The sequence below is a fragment of the Acinetobacter sp. YH12120 genome (genome assembly GCF_013418795.1).
Taxonomy (GTDB): Bacteria; Pseudomonadota; Gammaproteobacteria; order Pseudomonadales; family Moraxellaceae; genus Acinetobacter; species Acinetobacter towneri.
Map to the genome: position 1 here is coordinate 1 of NZ_VPBI01000017.1, position 16,744 is coordinate 16,744.

14 protein-coding genes and 1 pseudogene are annotated in these 16,744 nt (G+C 40.0%); 12 read left to right on the forward strand and 3 right to left on the reverse strand.

The features are described 5' to 3' along the window. The 5 genes and pseudogenes from FTU58_RS10725 to FTU58_RS10745 all read left to right on the forward strand — a co-directional run. Window positions 1-214, forward strand: a pseudogene (locus tag FTU58_RS10725) (IS982 family transposase); the annotation flags it as partial. A gap of 44 nt (window positions 215-258) precedes the next feature. After that, a complete protein-coding gene (locus FTU58_RS10730; protein WP_180062419.1) occupies window positions 259-396 on the forward strand; it encodes a hypothetical protein in 138 nt (45 codons plus the stop codon). Between the two features lie 182 nt (window positions 397-578). Continuing rightward, complete coding sequence (locus tag FTU58_RS10735; RefSeq protein WP_131261461.1) at window positions 579-1,436, forward strand: 3'(2'),5'-bisphosphate nucleotidase CysQ; 858 nt, start codon at window positions 579-581, stop codon at window positions 1,434-1,436. Window positions 1,437-1,493: 57 nt separating this feature from the next. Then, on the forward strand, window positions 1,494-2,228 hold the full coding sequence (locus FTU58_RS10740; RefSeq protein ID WP_004976677.1) for a histidine phosphatase family protein: 735 nt from the start codon (window positions 1,494-1,496) through the stop codon (window positions 2,226-2,228). 406 nt (window positions 2,229-2,634) lie between these two features. Further along, complete coding sequence (locus FTU58_RS10745) at window positions 2,635-5,277, forward strand: M66 family metalloprotease (protein WP_257222360.1); 2,643 nt, start codon at window positions 2,635-2,637, stop codon at window positions 5,275-5,277. 196 nt (window positions 5,278-5,473) lie between these two features. On the opposite strand, the gene rpsT is transcribed toward FTU58_RS10745, so the two are convergent. After that, window positions 5,474-5,743 (reverse strand): 30S ribosomal protein S20, encoded by a 270-nt coding sequence (gene rpsT / locus FTU58_RS10750; RefSeq protein WP_004976669.1) that lies wholly within the window; start codon window positions 5,741-5,743, stop codon window positions 5,474-5,476. 215 nt (window positions 5,744-5,958) lie between these two features. On the opposite strand from rpsT, the gene FTU58_RS10755 reads away from it, so the two are divergent. The 7 genes from FTU58_RS10755 to FTU58_RS10785 all read left to right on the forward strand — a co-directional run bounded on the left by FTU58_RS10755 (window position 5,959) and on the right by FTU58_RS10785 (window position 14,371). Then, window positions 5,959-6,624 carry an NAD(P)H-binding protein gene (locus tag FTU58_RS10755; RefSeq protein ID WP_004976668.1) on the forward strand — a complete coding sequence of 222 codons (666 nt, stop codon included), beginning with the start codon at window positions 5,959-5,961 and terminating at the stop codon, window positions 6,622-6,624. Window positions 6,625-6,636: 12 nt separating this feature from the next. Then, window positions 6,637-7,149, forward strand: a complete 513-nt coding sequence (gene rraA, locus FTU58_RS10760) for a ribonuclease E activity regulator RraA (RefSeq protein WP_004976667.1) — start codon at window positions 6,637-6,639, stop codon at window positions 7,147-7,149. 53 nt (window positions 7,150-7,202) lie between these two features. Next, window positions 7,203-7,982 (forward strand): glutathione S-transferase N-terminal domain-containing protein, encoded by a 780-nt coding sequence (locus tag FTU58_RS10765; protein ID WP_004976665.1) that lies wholly within the window; start codon window positions 7,203-7,205, stop codon window positions 7,980-7,982. A gap of 226 nt (window positions 7,983-8,208) precedes the next feature. Beyond that, on the forward strand, window positions 8,209-8,568 hold the full coding sequence (locus FTU58_RS10770) for a hypothetical protein (protein ID WP_004976663.1): 360 nt from the start codon (window positions 8,209-8,211) through the stop codon (window positions 8,566-8,568). A gap of 150 nt (window positions 8,569-8,718) precedes the next feature. Continuing rightward, on the forward strand, window positions 8,719-12,180 hold the full coding sequence (gene mfd / locus FTU58_RS10775; RefSeq protein ID WP_154320768.1) for a transcription-repair coupling factor: 3,462 nt from the start codon (window positions 8,719-8,721) through the stop codon (window positions 12,178-12,180). A 208-nt stretch (window positions 12,181-12,388) separates the two neighbouring features. Continuing rightward, window positions 12,389-12,823 (forward strand): HIT domain-containing protein, encoded by a 435-nt coding sequence (locus FTU58_RS10780; protein ID WP_004976660.1) that lies wholly within the window; start codon window positions 12,389-12,391, stop codon window positions 12,821-12,823. Window positions 12,824-12,889: 66 nt separating this feature from the next. After that, window positions 12,890-14,371 carry an adenylate/guanylate cyclase domain-containing protein gene (locus FTU58_RS10785; protein ID WP_004976658.1) on the forward strand — a complete coding sequence of 494 codons (1,482 nt, stop codon included), beginning with the start codon at window positions 12,890-12,892 and terminating at the stop codon, window positions 14,369-14,371. A 121-nt stretch (window positions 14,372-14,492) separates the two neighbouring features. On the opposite strand, the gene fdx is transcribed toward FTU58_RS10785, so the two are convergent. Further along, window positions 14,493-14,831: an ISC system 2Fe-2S type ferredoxin gene (gene fdx, locus FTU58_RS10790; RefSeq protein WP_004976656.1), complete on the reverse strand. Its 339-nt coding sequence runs from the start codon at window positions 14,829-14,831 to the stop codon at window positions 14,493-14,495. Window positions 14,832-14,846: 15 nt separating this feature from the next. Further along, window positions 14,847-16,706 carry a Fe-S protein assembly chaperone HscA gene (gene hscA / locus FTU58_RS10795; RefSeq protein WP_180062421.1) on the reverse strand — a complete coding sequence of 620 codons (1,860 nt, stop codon included), beginning with the start codon at window positions 16,704-16,706 and terminating at the stop codon, window positions 14,847-14,849. Window positions 16,707-16,744: the final 38 nt, after the last annotated feature.

Genomic DNA, 16,744 nt, shown 5'->3' on the forward strand with positions numbered 1-16,744 from the left:
CTTATTGCCATTTTCTGATGAATTTCATCTACGACAACGTAAAAAAATTGAAACATTGATAGGATTATTGAAAGAAAAATATCACTTAGTTACGAGTAAACATCGTTCGATTGCTGGTTTTTTAGCAAGCGTATTTTCTTCACTATGTGCGTATCAACTTTGCCAAAAGAATAAGCCTAAAATTCATGTGATTAAATCTTTGGCTTATCCGTAACTGGGGTTATTTTAGGAATTGCTATTACCACTATTTTGGGTTTATTGGGTATTGCTGCAATTATTATTGGTTTTTTTGGTGGTGAAACTTATTTGGTGATTGTGGGTATTTTATTATTGGTTAGTGGTGCACTCACTTTATCGATGTTTAAAAAAAGATTATCCAATCCATTTAAAGATTAATTAACTAAGCACTCAATAAATAAAAAACTCAAGTAAAAATGAATTGCTTTGACACATAAAGTCTTGATTTAGCATATCTAGCCACTAAATTTTATCTACGCATCAGCCGTAAATTTTATTACAATGTTTTTATGAAAGTAATGAAAAATTAGACCTTTAGATACAGTCTAAAAAGGATAGTTATGTTTATAAAAACAAAGGCGCCAACGCATACTTTAATTTTACAGTTATTGCCAATCGTGCAGCAGGCGTGTGAAATTTTAAATCAGGAATTTCAAGATTATTGTTCAGGTGCTGCTTTTGATGTAGAAAAGAAAACCGATGATTCTCCTGTTACGCAAGCCGATTATCGAGTCAATTATTATTTAATGCAGGCTTTGGCAAAAATCTCCAATTTACCTGTGTTGTCCGAAGAAGGTGAGCAAGACCAACGTCAGCAATGGCAGCAATTTTGGTTGCTTGATCCTTTAGATGGCACGAAAGAGTTTTTACATCAACGTCCTGAATTTACCATTAATTTAAGTTTAATTTGTGGTGTGCAAACAACTTTTGCAGTACTTGCAGTACCAGGCGAGCAAACTATTTATTTTTGTCCTGAACAGGGTATGCCATTGAAATATCATATTTTAACTCAGCAATGGTATCTCTATCAGTCTGAACCCACGGTAACATCTTCAGTTCTAAAAATTGGATTAAGCCACAGTAGTCAAAAAAAATCACACTATGCAGACTATTTAAAAAGCTTGGCGCAGTTGACCAATTTTGAAGAACTAAAAGCAGGTAGTGCTTATAAATTCTGCATGATTTTGGAAGATCGTGTCGATATTTACCCACGTTTTCATCCGACTTCTGAGTGGGACACCAGTGCAGGACAATGTTTATTGGAACGAATAGGTGGTGGATTGGTCGATTTTCAGGGGCGGGCATTTTTATATAATCAGCGCGATACATTGTTAAATGGTGGTTTTATCGCCTATAAAAATACGCAGATGAAACAGATTGCCTTACAAGCACTTGGACTTATGGCGAAGTCAGATTGAGCAAAGTGCTGAACATGGTATAGTGTCAAGCAACCAAGTTAAAATTTTGGCTAGATCATGGCATTAGAACTACTCCCTGCAAGTATGCTTAAAGCAATTGATTTATTGCCTGATGCTCAGACGCCTGTGACTTTGTTTACCCGTCATTCTATTCGTGAAATTGTCGTTGGTCAGGGTTTGGCTGGCTATAATTTACAATTGACCGAACAAGGTCGCGATTTAGCCGAAGCATGGGGAGGCTACTTGGTTGGAAATACAGATCGGGTGATTCAACACTGTATTTCAAGTCCTATTCAGCGTTGTGTCGATACGGCTGCTTTAATGATTCGTGGGGCAGATGGCATTACCCTCGAACCCAATACCCATCACATTGAAATTATAGAACAAGGTTTATTGGTGGAACCAGGAAGCTTTGTACTTGATATCAAACAGGCAGGCCCATATTTTCAGAAACAGGGTGCTTTAGGCTTTATTAATAGTTTTGTGAATAATGCCTTGCCCGGCATGAAACATCCGATTCATGGTGTCGTGGATGTCCTTGAGCTGATTTATAACACCCATCCAACCAACCAATACGGACTGAGTTTGGCTGTGAGTCATGATACGATTTTAGCTGCAATTATCGCGGTGATTTCTGGACGTAATGAAGTCACGCAAGCCGATTGGCCAGACATGATGGAAGGTTTATTCGTTTGGTTTGAAGGTGATGAGTTTTTAGAATCCAAGCTAAAATGGATTTGGCGCGGTCAGATTCACACTTTAGATATCTCGCAATTTCGTCAGAAAGTTTAAGCAGAAAATTGAACGCATATTCTAGTGCTATCCATTCAGTACGATAGAATACCGTCTGTCAGAAATTAAAAAAAATAATTCAAATTTTATTCTCTTTTTTTCCTTCATTTTATGCAGTTGTGAGCGCAAACTCGATCAAATATTGTCTATCAATCTGTGTGCTGCTTTAAAAATTCGCTGATTTTTATAAAGAAAAATTAATAAAATTGTGTTGAAAATATAAAGCGATATGAAACTTGAGAATTGCATAATTTTATACATCTATTTAATATAAAAATACAAGCCATTGAAAAATATGTATTTATTTTTATATTTTTTGTCATAAATTGACATTGGGGTGGAATAAATAATGAAAAGTGTGACTCGGTTTTCGCTTAGTCTATTAAGTGTATGTATATTATCATCCATGCTTGCTGCATGTGGTGGTGGTGGCGATGGGGAGGCCGCTGGGAATTCAAATCAAGAAAATCCAACACCATTGGAAATTCCTCAGCAACCACCTGTGGGTAATGTGGCTAATCCTTACCCTGAACCTACACAAGATGTCATCAATCAATCGGCACTTGGGTTTTATGATTACAACGCCAATTCTGAATCACGTGAAGTGCGTAATGATTTAGAAGGTGATTTTCAGGCAATGATTCAATTTGCTCAAGGGCATGTGGTTGATCCGAATGGTAACGAGGCGAAAAAAATGCCACGTTTGACCGCAGAAAAAGAAGCATTATTATTGGTTACACCAAATCAGGGCATGGACAATATCGACACTTTGCAGCTTGAAGTGTATCAAAATGAACGCTTGTTACGTCGTGTTGCTTTACTTGATCCAACCCAGATTCCTGCTTCAGACCAGAGCAATCAAGATGGTCGTGCTGAGGTGTTGTATAGTAAGCGTGCGTGGTCGGCTAAATTAAATTGGGATGAAGTACGTCCCGGTTTAAAGCTGCGTTTGGTCGATTCTAAAAACCGTACTGGTGCACTCGAAGCAGAAAAAATTGATTTTGCCGCACCGGGTGAATTGGTACTCAATAATATTCGTATCGGTCTACTAACTGCACCACCGAAATCGGGCGGGCATTATATGTTATTAGAGCCTGAAAAAGCGGGTACCGATTATTTCCAAACCATTCCTGCGGCACAAATGACCGTGGCAAAATATGATGACATTCAGCTAGATCGAGTGATGGTCGCCAACGGCACGATTTACGATACCCAAAGTGCGGGTGAAGGTGGTGTCTATTCGGGGGACATGCGGGAAAATACTGCAAAATCGACCTTTAGTGTGGGAATTAACTTAGCCAACTGGGGTGTGACCAGTGCCTCTATGCAAAGTCAGCAACAGCCACAACTTACACAAACTGTAATTGCCCATCATGCACGAGGTAAATATACAAATGGTGATCAAACGCATGGTTTAAGTGGCGGTAATGGTATGTTGACCCTGTATGATTCTGTGGGCAACGAGTTCAGCCATGAAATTGGACATCATTATGGTCTAGGGCATTATCCGGGTTCACAAGGTGAAAATATGTTCTGGGCTGCACACCATGCAGACAGCGGTTGGGGCTATATTGCGTATCGTAATAAAATGCGCGGTAACTTAGCGTGGCATACTCGAAACTTGGGTGATGGCAAAAATGGTGTGCCTAACTTCCTGAAACAATATGCTTATAGTTGGGATGCGATGTCAGGTGGTGCAACCAACAGTAGCATTTCGCGTTATACCCATTACACGGGTTACAGTACCCATATTCGGATTCAACCCCACTTTGGGGCGCGACATGTTTGGGATGAAAGCTCACCAAGTGGTTATAAAATTTGGAATAAAGACACACGCCAAATGGAAGTGGTTTATCCAAAAGTACCAAGCTCCAATCAGGTTTGGTACAACAGTGCCGATGGTTACTATTTAAAACCGCGCTTATTTGGTGTGCCTGTAATTACTATTATTGGCGGATATGATCCTGAAACTCAGCAAGGTGTGTTGTATCCTGCTGCACGCAGTAACTGGGGTAATGTTTATAATTTACCTGGGGTAAATCGTGCTGCTGAAAATGCCGCATGTTGGTTAGATGTTCAATATGCCAATCGTAATCAGAACGTGGCATTGGCACCTAACCGTATGACCAGCAATGCCAATAAACTGCATGTCAATTTAGCACTTGCTGAGCAGCCAAAACAGGTGAATTTATACTGTAAAAAAGCCAATCATGCCGAGAAGTTATTATCGACACTGAATATTCCGCAATATAGCGATAGTATTCAACCTGCGGTAAAAATTGGTCGTACACATGGCTATGAAGCTTTAAGAAAAGTTGAAATGCCTGATTTTCAGAAGCAGTTGGAAGCGCAAGCCAGTCAAGCTGTGGTGGCTTTAAAACCTGCTGCACAACTATTGTATGATTCTTATGCAGATTATCGTCAAGAGCTAAGTGCAACTGCACAGCAACAATTACAGCGTTATGAACAACAGCAAAATACGATTTATCGTTTAAACCGCTGGATGAATGTTTATCGTGCCGATTTAGAAAAGACTAAGCCTGAAGCGGAAACAGCATTGCATAATTTTGTGGAGCGATTGGGTTTAGGCAATGAAAATATTGTGGCTGAAGCAACACTAATGAAAAACAGAAATAACTGTTTGAAAGTTGAAACTTTGGCGAGTGGTCAGAAAAATGCTTACATTAGTGGAGCAAGTGGCTGTACAGGCGATGCAACTGAGCAGTGGATTTATGATGGTTTGGGGCGTATTCACAGCAAAGCAGAAATGGATCAGTGCTTAACCAACAACGGCAATGTGGTCTCACTTGCAAGCTGCAGTACATCTAAAGACAGTCAGGTCTGGGAAATGCACACAGCTTCGGGAACGATTCGTCAGGGGAATCAGTGCTTTGATTTAGAGCATGGCTACCTAAAAGAAAACCGCGCGCGTTTAATTCGTTATGGTTGCACAGGTGGTGCGAATCAGCAATGGACGCAATTAAAGGCTAATAACAGTTTGCAACTGGCTTATTTAAGTCCACAAAATTTACGACTGATGCTGAAATAATTCTTCGTCTGAATTATTCATCTTCATTAATTTAAAACACCTTTTGACCAGTTCAGGAGGTGTTTTTTATTTTATGGTGGCAGGTGTATTTGAAGTGATGTAATTGGCGTGCAGAAACTAAAGATTGCTTAATTTGATAAATTATCGAAACAGCAGGCACAAAAAAAGCCCTTAACGGGCTTCTTTTGTTTAACACTTAGTTAGAAGCTAAAGCTTTAACTTGAGCGTTTAAACGGCTCTTATGACGAGCTGCTTTGTTCTTATGGATGATGCCTTTATCAGCCATACGGTCAATTACTGGAACAGCTTTTTTGTAAGCTTCAGTAGCAACCGCATAATCACCTGCAGCAATAGCAGCGATTGTGCGTTTTAAATAAGTACGAACCATAGAACGTAAGCTTGCGTTGTGTTTACGTGCTTTAACGTTTTGACGAGCACGTTTTCTAGCTTGAGCAGAGTTTGCCACTCGTGCACTCCTTGAAATAGATTGGTCTGGGCGGGCTGCAATTACTTCCGAAAACCAACATCAGAAGAATTATCACCAGCCCGTAAACAAGTGCCATATTTTGATGAAACTAGACAGTTAAGTCAAGTCTTGACATGCTTTGACAACATTTTAGCTGCAGAAAAATCAGAAAGAAACAGGTAGATTAGCTTTAAGCCTCAGAGATTGTTTAAAAAATGACAAATTCTATTCAAAATGCAATTGTAATTGGTGGGAATGGTTTAGTTGGGCAGCAATTGGTCAAACAGCTTAATCAGCTGCCTGAATGTAAAAATATCACCGTTGTTTTGCGTAGACCTTGCTCGGAATTAAATCGCTTAGAAAAAGTCCAGACGTTACTCCTCGAAGACTTTTTATTGCTCAATGATGAAGATGTGAGCGGTTATAGTCATGCATTCAGTTGTTTAGGCACAACCTTAAAAAAGGCAGGCTCAAAGCAGGGATTTTATGCTGTGGACTATACCATCAATGCACATTTTGCCGAATTATTGCAGGCGAAGGGTACGCATTACATATTGGTCAGTGCTTTGGGAGCAGAAGCCAAATCAGCCGTATTTTATAATCGTGTCAAAGGTGAGCTAGAACAATATATTGAAAGTTTGGATTTAGACAAAGTATCAATTTTGCGTCCATCTTTATTATTGGGTGAGCGCAACGAACAACGGCGTTTAGAAGATTTAGGACAAAAGCTGTATCTTAAAATATCACGATTTATTCCCGATCATTTTACATATAAGCCAGTAAGTGCTACGCAAGTGGCTCATACTATGGTCGAGGCAGCGCAATCGCAAATTCATAAATTTCAAATTTATGATAATTTACAAATACAAAAAACCAAGTAAAAGGGGAACAACGTGTCTACAGTACCATTCGTAACTTGTGACTTATTAGATGACCATCCAGAACATGACCTTCAAGTGGTGATTCCATCTTTGGATGGTAAATTTTTCAAAAGTTACGGTGCACGTAAAACTTTTGGTGGTCAAATTGTGACTGTAAAATGCTTTGAAGATAACTCACGTGTAAAAGAGTTATTGGCAACCGATGGCACAGGCAAAGTTTTGGTGGTAGATGGTGGGGCATCTATGCGCTGTGCCTTAATGGGTGACTTGATTGCTGAATCCGCAGTGAAAAATCACTGGAATGGCGTGATCATTTACGGCTGTGTACGTGATGTCGATGCAATTGCAGCACTTGATTTAGGCGTACATGCTTTGGCTTCAATTCCACAAAAAAGTAACCGCAAAGGCGTGGGTGAAGTGGATGTGAGTTTGCATTTCGGACAAGTCACTTTTAATTCGGGCGATTATGTCTATGCTGATAACAACGGTATTATTGTGGCAAAAGAAAAGTTGGTCGATTTATAAGCGGTTTGATGGCGCAGTCATCAAATTGCTGAGCACATCACAAGGAAAACAAAATGGTGCATCATCAAATTAAAGTCATTCAGGCAGTGGCATCTATGCTCACCGAAGGTGGACGTGGAGTGAATGGGACAGCATTTCCTAAGCAACCCGAAAAAGCCTTAAAGTTATATGAGTTTGAAGGTTCACCATTTTGCCGTCGTGTACGCGAAGTCATGACCTTGTTAAATTTGGATTATGAGGTTTATCCATGCCCCAAAGGAGGCACAAAATATCGACCTTTGGTGAAACAACTGGGTGGTAAAACTCAGTTTCCATTTTTAATTGATGAAAATACAGGTGATCAGCTCTATGAATCACAGCAGATCATTCATCATTTATTCAAACATTATGGCAAAAGTGGAAAAACGCCAAAAAAATACGCGCATTTTCCTAAAATTCCTTATGTTGCACTTGCAGGCACGTTATTGAATGGTGCACGTGGTGTGTGGATTAACCAGAAAATTGTAGAGCGCGCTGCACCTGAACAACTGATTGAACTGTGGGGTTTTGAGGGAAGTCCTTATACACGTGTAGTACGTGGTGTATTGACTGAACTGGAGTTGCCATTCAAATTTCATAATGTAGCCAAAGAGCGTTGGCAAGATCAAGGCTTGGCAAAATTACGTTTAAAACCGGGTAAATATGTGCCACTGGCAGGTGGTAAGCGTGAGCAGGTATTAAAAGTTATGGGTGATAATATTCAAGTCCCATTTTTAATCGATCCAAATACCCAGACTCAGCTTTTTGAATCGGCCAAGATTGTGAAGTATTTACAGCAAACTTATGGCAAATAAGCTTTAAGTCATTTTTCGATTGTTATAAAAGCATCTTCAAGATGCTTTTTTGCATTTGGCAGGATGCAAAATATGCATCATTATAAATAGCCTAAGCAAAGTGGGGTTGAAACACTGACTTATAACATCAGGGGAGCATAAATCACCCTGATCAGTTGCATCTATTTTAGTGAAGCATTTAAACTCTGCAGCATTCACTTTGATTTCGCCAATTTATAGGTTCAAAATGTTCAGCAAACTTACAGGGTTGTTTAAAAATAAAGCCAATCTCGAAGAAATTGCCTATTTAGAAGCACAGAATATTCAATGGGATGCGGAACAAGGCTATATTGTCGATGGTATTTTGCTTAACGATGTTTTGGCAGAGCGTTTAAATTATTTATCCAACCGCCGTATGCAGCAGTTTGATGATTTGGCACAGCTGTATTCTACAGCTATGATTATCAATGAAAAAATTGATCTGGAAATTGCGCAACAGCGTTTTAACACAATGCTTGGTAATACCGAAGAAAACTTACTGGAATTTAAAGCGATTGTTAAAAAATTGAATGATTATTATCGACAGTTTTTACGTGATCAAAAGTAAAGAGGTGTGTGTATCAAACTTTAAAGCTCGCTGTTTTATAAAATTTTGCAATTAAATACGCTGTAATGGTGGATGAAAAAAATTACGTAAAACCGTCAATTCATCGTGCTAGTATAAGCCTCATGTTGTTTAGACCCTAAAGCTATATACATGTTCCAACACGAAATTTCCCAACTCAATTTAGCACAACTGAAAGCTGGCGAAAAACGCTGGATTGGTAATCTACAAGGTTCTGCCGCAGCATTATTATTTAAAGAAATTGGTCAGCAGAATCAGCATTTATTTGTGATTGTCGCGCGCAATCAACAACATTTGGCGCAGTTAGAAAGCGAATTAGAATTTTACGGGGTAAAACCGACTATTTTCCCCGATTGGGAAATTTTGCCTTATGACCGCTTGTCACCGCATCAAGATATTGTGTCGGAGCGTTTGGCGATTTTATCCAATATGCCGCAGCAAGGTGTATTGTTGGTTTCGGCAACCACTTTGGCACAACGTGTTGCACCAACCTCATGGGTGTTAGGCGAGCATTTCGATATTCGTGTTGGGCAAAAGTTTGCTTTGGAACAACAAAAACAGCGTTTGGTACAAGCAGGCTATCATCTGGTCGATACAGTCTATGATCATGGTGAGTTTGCTGTGCGTGGCAGTATTATGGATATTTATGCTTCGGGACAGGAAGCACCCATCCGTATTGATTTATTTGATGATGAAGTTGAAACCTTAAAGTTTTTTGATCCAGAAACGCAGCGTACCACCCAAAGTTTGCAGAATTTTACGGTTTTACCCGCCAAAGAATTTCCATTAAAAGAAGGTCGTGCGATTTTCCGTGACCGCTATGCAGAAAGTTTCCCAACGGCAAACCCGAAAAAGAACCCTGTGTATCAGGATGTGTTAGAAGGCATTGCATCGCCTGGTTTAGAGTTTTATTTTCCGTTATTCTTCACTCAAGCACAGCTTGAAGGTCAAAATACATTACTTTCATACTTACCAAAGCATTGCATTGTCATTACAGATAAGGCGGTGGATGACTGTTTAACTCAATTTTGGAAAGATGTGCTGTATCGTTATGAGGACAGACGTCATAACATCGACCAGCCGATTTTGCCGCCTGAGCAATTATTCCTACAACCAAATCAATTATTAGAACAACTGAATCAATTTGGACGTGTGATTGCATCGCCCGAAGCTTTTGAGCAAAAAGCAGGTGTAGTGAACTTAAGCACACTTGTACCACCACGTTTGGCGGTTGATCCTAAACAAGAACAACCCTTTCATGCCGTTAAGCAATATATTGATGCGGCCAATCATCCTGTTTTATTGGTGGCAGAAAGTGCAGGTCGTCGTGAAACCTTAAAAGATGCGTTGCGTGCCGCTTTGGGTGAAATTCCACAAGTGGAGAGTTTTGAGGCATTTCAGCAGTCTTTACAAGCCATTGCGATTACCAATGCACCTTTAGATCGCGGCTTGGTCATTCAAGATCAATTGAGTGTAATCTCAGAAAATCAGTTGTATGAACATCGTGTGGTGCAGCGCCGTCGTAAACGTCAGCAGGAAGTTTCTGAAGAGTTTTTAATTCGCAGTTTGACCGAGTTAAGCATTGGTGCACCTGTGGTACATATTGATTATGGCGTAGGGCGTTATGCAGGTTTAATTACTTTAAATATTGATGAGCAAGAGCATGAGTTTTTACAACTTGATTATGCCGATGCTGCAAAAGTGTATGTACCTGTTACCAATTTGCATTTAATCAGCCGTTATAGCGGTGGTGATCCAGACCTTGCGCCTTTGCATAAATTAGGCACAGATGCATGGAATAAAGCCAAACGCAAAGCGTTGGAACAAATTCACGATGTGGCAGCAGAATTACTGCATATTCAGGCACGTCGTCAATCTAAACCGGGTTTTGCTTTTGAGTTGGATCATAGTCTTTATATGCAATTTGCCAGTGGCTTTGCTTATGAAGAAACCCTAGACCAAGCCAATGCAATTGAAGCGACTTTACATGACATGCAACTGGCAAAACCAATGGATCGTTTGGTCTGTGGTGATGTTGGTTTTGGTAAAACCGAAGTCGCCATGCGGGCTGCATTTGTCGCGGTACAGAATAATAAACAAGTCGCGGTATTGGTTCCGACCACATTGTTGGCACAACAGCATTATGAATCTTTTAAAGACCGTTTTGCCGACTGGCCTGTGCGTATTGAAGTCTTATCGCGTTTTGGTTCAAGCAAATCTCATCAAAAAACCATTGAAGATTTAGCTGAAGGCAAAGTCGATATTGTGATTGGGACGCACAAAATTCTGCAAGAAAATATTCAGTTCAAGCAGTTGGGTTTAATGATTGTCGATGAAGAACATCGTTTTGGGGTGCGTGACAAAGAACGTATTAAAGCGCTGCGCGCCGATGTGGATATGCTGACTTTAACCGCAACGCCAATTCCACGTACCTTAAATATGGCATTTAGCGGTATGCGCGATTTATCCATTATTGCCACACCACCTGCACGCCGTTTAGCGGTCAAAACCTTTGTGCAAGAGCATACAGGCGATACGGTGAAAGAAGCCATTTTACGTGAATTGTTACGTGGTGGTCAGGTGTATTTCCTGCATAATGAAGTGGAAACCATTGAGCGTAGTGCTGAAACCATTCGTGAATTGGTACCAGAAGCGCGGGTTGCAGTTGCGCATGGGCAAATGCGCGAGCGTGAATTAGAGCAAGTCATGCAGCAGTTTTATCATAAAGAATATAACGTGTTGGTTTGCTCAACCATTATTGAAACAGGGATTGATGTTCCAAATGCCAATACCATTTTAATTGAACGTGCAGATAAACTCGGATTGGCGCAGTTGCACCAACTACGTGGTCGTGTTGGACGTTCGCATCACCAAGCTTATGCGTATTTGCTGGTACCTTCCATTAAGGGCTTAAAAGGCGATGCTGAAAAACGCTTGGATGCGATTCAGCGTGCCTCAACTTTGGGTGCAGGTTTTATGCTGGCAACCGAAGACTTGGAAATTCGTGGTGCGGGCGAATTACTGGGTGAGCAACAAAGCGGTTCAATGCAAGCTATTGGTTATAGCCTGTATATGGAAATGCTGGAAAAAGCCACCAAAGCCATTCAAAAGGGTAAAACTCCTAACTTCGATGCGCCATTGTCTTTAACTGCGGAAATCAACCTGCACATGCCTGCTTTAATTCCAGATGATTATTTGGGCGATGTGCATCAGCGCTTATTGTTCTACAAACGCATTAGTAATACCGATACTCAAGAAAAGCTTGATCATATTCGTATGGAATTGATTGACCGTTTTGGTATTCCGCCACAAGCAGTGAAACAATTGTTTGCTGTGCACCAACTGCGTTTAAAAGCAGAGCAGTTGGGCATCACTAAAATTGATATTGGTACAAATGGCGGTCATATCGAATTTTCACCAGATACACCTGTGCAAGCCATGAGCATCATTCAAATGATGCAAAAACATCCGACCTATTTCCGTATGGATGGTGGACAGCGTTTAAAAGTGATGGTGATGTTGGAGGAAGCTGAAAAGCGGATTCAATTTATTGCCGATCTATTAAACAGCCTGCTAAAAACTTTGCACAGCTGAGTTTAAAAATGCAAATTGATCCAAATATCATATCGGTAAATTTATGAATATTTTCTAAGAAACCACTGATTCTATAATGAATATTATTCATGATGAATTTGGTTAAAATTGCACTTTATTTACATCGAAACATGATGGGAATCATACTCAGTTCACTAGGGATGTGATAGTATTACCCATCATTACAATTTGCGTCATTTATAAAGATATGTTTAGTTTGCATCCACAACTTGCTCAAGATACTTTTTTTGTAGGCGACTTTCCTCTGTCAACATGTCGTTTAATGAATGATATGCAATTCCCTTGGTTAATTCTAATTCCACGTGTGCCAGGGGTTACAGAACTATACGAATTAAGCCAGGCAGACCAAGAACAATTTTTACGTGAATCTAGCTGGTTATCTAGCCAATTATCACGTGTATTCCGTGCCGATAAAATGAATGTGGCGGCTTTAGGTAATATGGTTCCACAATTGCATTTTCATCATGTCGTGCGTTATCAAAATGATGTGGCTTGGCCTAAACCAGTTTGGGGTACGCCAGCTGTACCATACAGCAATGAAGTTTTGGCTCACATGCGTCAAACCTTGATGCTTGCTCTGCGTGGTCAAGGCGATATGCCATTTGACTGGCGAATGGATTAATTGAAATGAATTGCCACGCAGGATGCGTGGCTTTTTAATCCTAGATCGGAGTAGGCCGCGGTGTTCATGTACAATTGGATGGAAAGAGATCCCAAACAATTCGAATTTCTGCATCGTTTAGTCGGGTATGCAAGTTTATCCCTGATTATGGTGGTCTATCACTACACCTACGCCGATACCAATTATCAAATTTACCTTCCGTTTTTTCTTACTTTTTTATTACTGATAATTCCTAAATTTTCGCGTTGGCTGCAATATAAATATAGTCATCAAGCCAAGCGTAATATCCTGTTTATTATTGATATTGTGGTAGTCGCAGTATGTTTGTCTGCGGTACATCTGAATTTGGTACTTACTTTTGCCGCTTTATTTGCGCTGCTATATACCGCCATTTATATTAAAGTTTCTTTCTTTTTGGTGGCATTGGCATCCTTATTGGCGGTCACAGTTTTTTATTTTTGTAATATTTTTATTTTTGGTTTTAACGAATATTTTGAACAAAGCAGTACCGAACTTACGATTTTAGCCTTTTTATGTATGATCTTTTACTTTGGCATGGGCAGTGCCTATCAGGCACGTCGTATCCGCTATACCACGGCAAAGAAAGACCATTACTACACACAAATGAACCGCTATATGGAATTTGCGAATCAGCTTAGTCGCTATGCACCTTTGCAGTTGTGGCAATCGATTATGAAAGGTGAGTCGGAAGCGAAAATTGAATATAAACGTAAAAAAATGACGATTTTCTTTTCTGATATTCAAGGCTTTACTGAACTTTCTGAAACACTAATTCCAGATGATTTAGCATTCCTGCTCAATGATTATTTAAGCCACATGACCGAAATTGCCAAGCAATATGAAGCGACGGTGGATAAGTTTATGGGTGATGCGATTTTAATTTTCTTTGGTGATCCAAATACGCAAGGTGTTGAACAAGATGCTAAAACTTGTGTAGAGATGGCTATTGCGATGCGTCAGCAAATGAAATTGTTACGCGAACGTTGGGTCAAAATGGGCTATCCGCCTTTACATATTCGTATGGGTATCAGTACAGGATATTGCCACGTTGGGAACTACGGTGCAGCACATCGGATGGCATATACCATTGTTGGGCGTGATGCTAACTTAGCTGCGCGTTTGCAAAGTGCGGCCGAAGTTGATGAAATTTTACTTTCAGATGACACTTATAAACTGATTAAAAATGATTATTTGTGTGCTCCGAAAGCACCGATCTTTTTAAAGGGGATTCAAGGTCCTGTAAAAACTTGGCAAGTGATGGAAAAATATGCGGCCAGCAAGTCGGATTATCAGCGTTGGTTTGACTACGAATATAAAGGTTTTCATTTGTTGCTTAATTTGGATGAAGTGCAGAATTTTGAATATCCTGAGCTAATTACCGTATTAGAAAAAATGATTAAAAGAATTCAAACGCAGCAAAAGCTGACCAACTCACAGGGCATTGTAAAACTTAATCTTGAAGATGAAGTGATTGAACATCCACCTGTTGAAGAAATTGCCAAAACTCATATTCCTGAAAAACACTAAAATTTTTCTTATAATGTAGATCTCGTTTAACTTTTAAATCCTCAAAAATTTTAAATCTAAAGTTGTGCAATAAAAAAACTGCGCCGTAGCGCAGTTTTTTAGAATTAGCATCATTTTATGATTAATGATTTTCTGAAGCATGGTTAATGGTGTATTTTGGAATTTCGACTTCCAAGTCTTCATTGACCACTTTAACCTGACAAGATAAGCGTGAATCAGGCTCTAAACCCCAAGCACGGTCTAATAAGTCAGCTTCAACATCATCCATTTCTTCTAGGCTGTCAAAGCCTTTACGAACAACAACGTGGCAAGTGGTACATGCACAAGACATATCGCAAGCATGTTCAATTTTAATGCCATTTTCAAGTAAGCTTTCGCATAAGTTGGCATTTTGTTCGACTTCAAACTCAGCACCTTCTGGGCAGAATTGCGCATGTGGAAGTACTTTAATACGTGGCATAATCTTTACCTTAAATTAGTTTGAGTTTGACCAGTCGTCGAGTTTAGTGCCTTTAAGTGCTGCATCAATATGTTGATTCATACGAATTGCAGCAAAAGCATCACTGTGTATTTTAAGCTGTTCAACAGCATGTTCAATGGCTTTAATGTCTTGTCCAGTCAATTCGGCTTCCAACTGCGCTTTGGCAGTATTTAAAGCTTCTAATTGTTCTGGGCTTAATAGTTGTACATCTACTTTTAAGGCTTGTTGTAAAGCTTCAAGTTCACGTTGTGCTTCAACTTTGGTTTCATGCAAATGACGCAATTGCTTGTCTTCTTCTGCATATTTGAAACCATCTAGCAGCAAACGCTCGGTATCTGCTTCAGATAAACCATAAGATGGCTTGATGTCGATATTTGCAGTCACACCAGAAGTGGTTTCTTTAGCAGAAACACTGAGCAAGCCATCAGCATCGACTTGGAACGTAACTTCAATGCGTGCCTGACCTGCAGTCATTGGTGGAATACCGTGTAGCACAAAACGACCTAAGCTACGACAATGTTCTACCAAATCACGCTCACCTTGTACCACATGAATCAACATGGCAGTTTGGCCATCTTGATAAGTGGTAAATTCTTGGCGACGTGCTACAGGAATTGCAGTATTGCGTGAAATTAAGCGTTCCACCAAACCGCCCATGGTTTCTAAACCCAAAGACAGTGGGGTAACGTCTAATAGCAACGAACCATCTTTGCTGTTACCAATTAGTTGATTGGCGGTAATTGATGCACCAATTGCAACCACTTCATCTGGGTTAATTGTGCATAATGGTTCTTGATTAAATACTTCACGAACAGCTTTTTGCACGGCATAAGAACGTGTTGAACCACCAACTAAAACTACATTTTGAATGTCATCTAGGTCAAGTTTGGCATCGCGTAATACACGTTTGCATACACTAATGGTTTTATCTAAAGCAACCTGAATAATACTTTCAAAGTTTGCGCGGTCTAATTGCAGCGTGTGCTCTAACAGTTTTAATTCAACACTTTCTGCATTGCTGAGCGCTTCTTTGGCTTTACGTGCAGACACAATAAAGTGTGCATATTCTGCATCATCTAAACTTTCAATATTCAGCTGTTTTTTTGCCCATTTTACAATCAGACGATCTAAGTCATCACCACCTAAAGCAGTGTGGCCGCCTGTGGCTAAAACTTCAAAAACACCTTGAGAGAAACGTAAAATAGAAACGTCAAACGTACCACCGCCCAAGTCGTAAATCACATAGTTACGGTCTTGAGCCAAGTTGGTGTCTTGATCTAAACCGTAGGCAACCGCTGCTGCAGTCGGTTCATTCAATAAACGTAATACTTTTAAACCTGCAAGCTCGGCAGCGTCACGTGTGGCTTGGCGTTGAGCTTCATCAAAATAAGCAGGAACAGTAATCACTGCACCATTTACAGGGTTTTGTAAGCTGGCTTCTGCGCGGTCTTTGAGTTGTTTAAGTAATTCTGCCGAAATTTCAACAGGTGTTTTACGGCCTTGAGCTGTTTCAAAAGCAGGCATTTGATTGTCTTCACCCACTAACGTGTATGGATGTTGAAATTTAATGTCCGCTTTAGAACGACCCATAAAACGCTTGACTGAAACAATCGTGTTTTTAGGGTCTGTAGTAATAAATGGCGCAGCAGCATTGCCATAATGTGTATTTTGCTCTGCATAATGGACGATAGAAGGCAGTAGCACGCGACCTTGCTCATCATGCAAGACTTTGGCTTTACCAGAAAGAACTGTGGCAACCAATGAATGAGTGGTGCCTAAGTCAATGCCAATCGCAATGCGATGTTCATGCGGTGCACTTGATTGACCTGGTTCTGCAATTTGCAAGAGCGCCATTATGTAAAATCCTTTGCCCGTTAAATATTAAAATACAA

What these genes read in the sequence shown, in the direction of transcription:
- FTU58_RS10735 (WP_131261461.1), top strand. Translation starts at nt 579, where the DNA reads ATGTTTATAAAAACAAAGGCGCCAACGCATACTTTAATTTTACAGTTA.
- FTU58_RS10740 (WP_004976677.1), top strand. Translation starts at nt 1,494, where the DNA reads ATGGCATTAGAACTACTCCCTGCAAGTATGCTTAAAGCAATTGATTTA.
- FTU58_RS10745 (WP_257222360.1), top strand. Translation starts at nt 2,635, where the DNA reads ATGCTTGCTGCATGTGGTGGTGGTGGCGATGGGGAGGCCGCTGGGAAT.
- FTU58_RS10755 (WP_004976668.1), top strand. Translation starts at nt 5,959, where the DNA reads ATGACAAATTCTATTCAAAATGCAATTGTAATTGGTGGGAATGGTTTA.
- FTU58_RS10765 (WP_004976665.1), top strand. Translation starts at nt 7,203, where the DNA reads ATGGTGCATCATCAAATTAAAGTCATTCAGGCAGTGGCATCTATGCTC.
- FTU58_RS10770 (WP_004976663.1), top strand. Translation starts at nt 8,209, where the DNA reads ATGTTCAGCAAACTTACAGGGTTGTTTAAAAATAAAGCCAATCTCGAA.
- mfd (WP_154320768.1), top strand. Translation starts at nt 8,719, where the DNA reads ATGTTCCAACACGAAATTTCCCAACTCAATTTAGCACAACTGAAAGCT.
- FTU58_RS10780 (WP_004976660.1), top strand. Translation starts at nt 12,389, where the DNA reads ATGTTTAGTTTGCATCCACAACTTGCTCAAGATACTTTTTTTGTAGGC.
- FTU58_RS10785 (WP_004976658.1), top strand. Translation starts at nt 12,890, where the DNA reads ATGTACAATTGGATGGAAAGAGATCCCAAACAATTCGAATTTCTGCAT.
- fdx (WP_004976656.1), bottom strand. Translation starts at nt 14,831, where the DNA reads ATGCCACGTATTAAAGTACTTCCACATGCGCAATTCTGCCCAGAAGGT.
- hscA (WP_180062421.1), bottom strand. Translation starts at nt 16,706, where the DNA reads ATGGCGCTCTTGCAAATTGCAGAACCAGGTCAATCAAGTGCACCGCAT.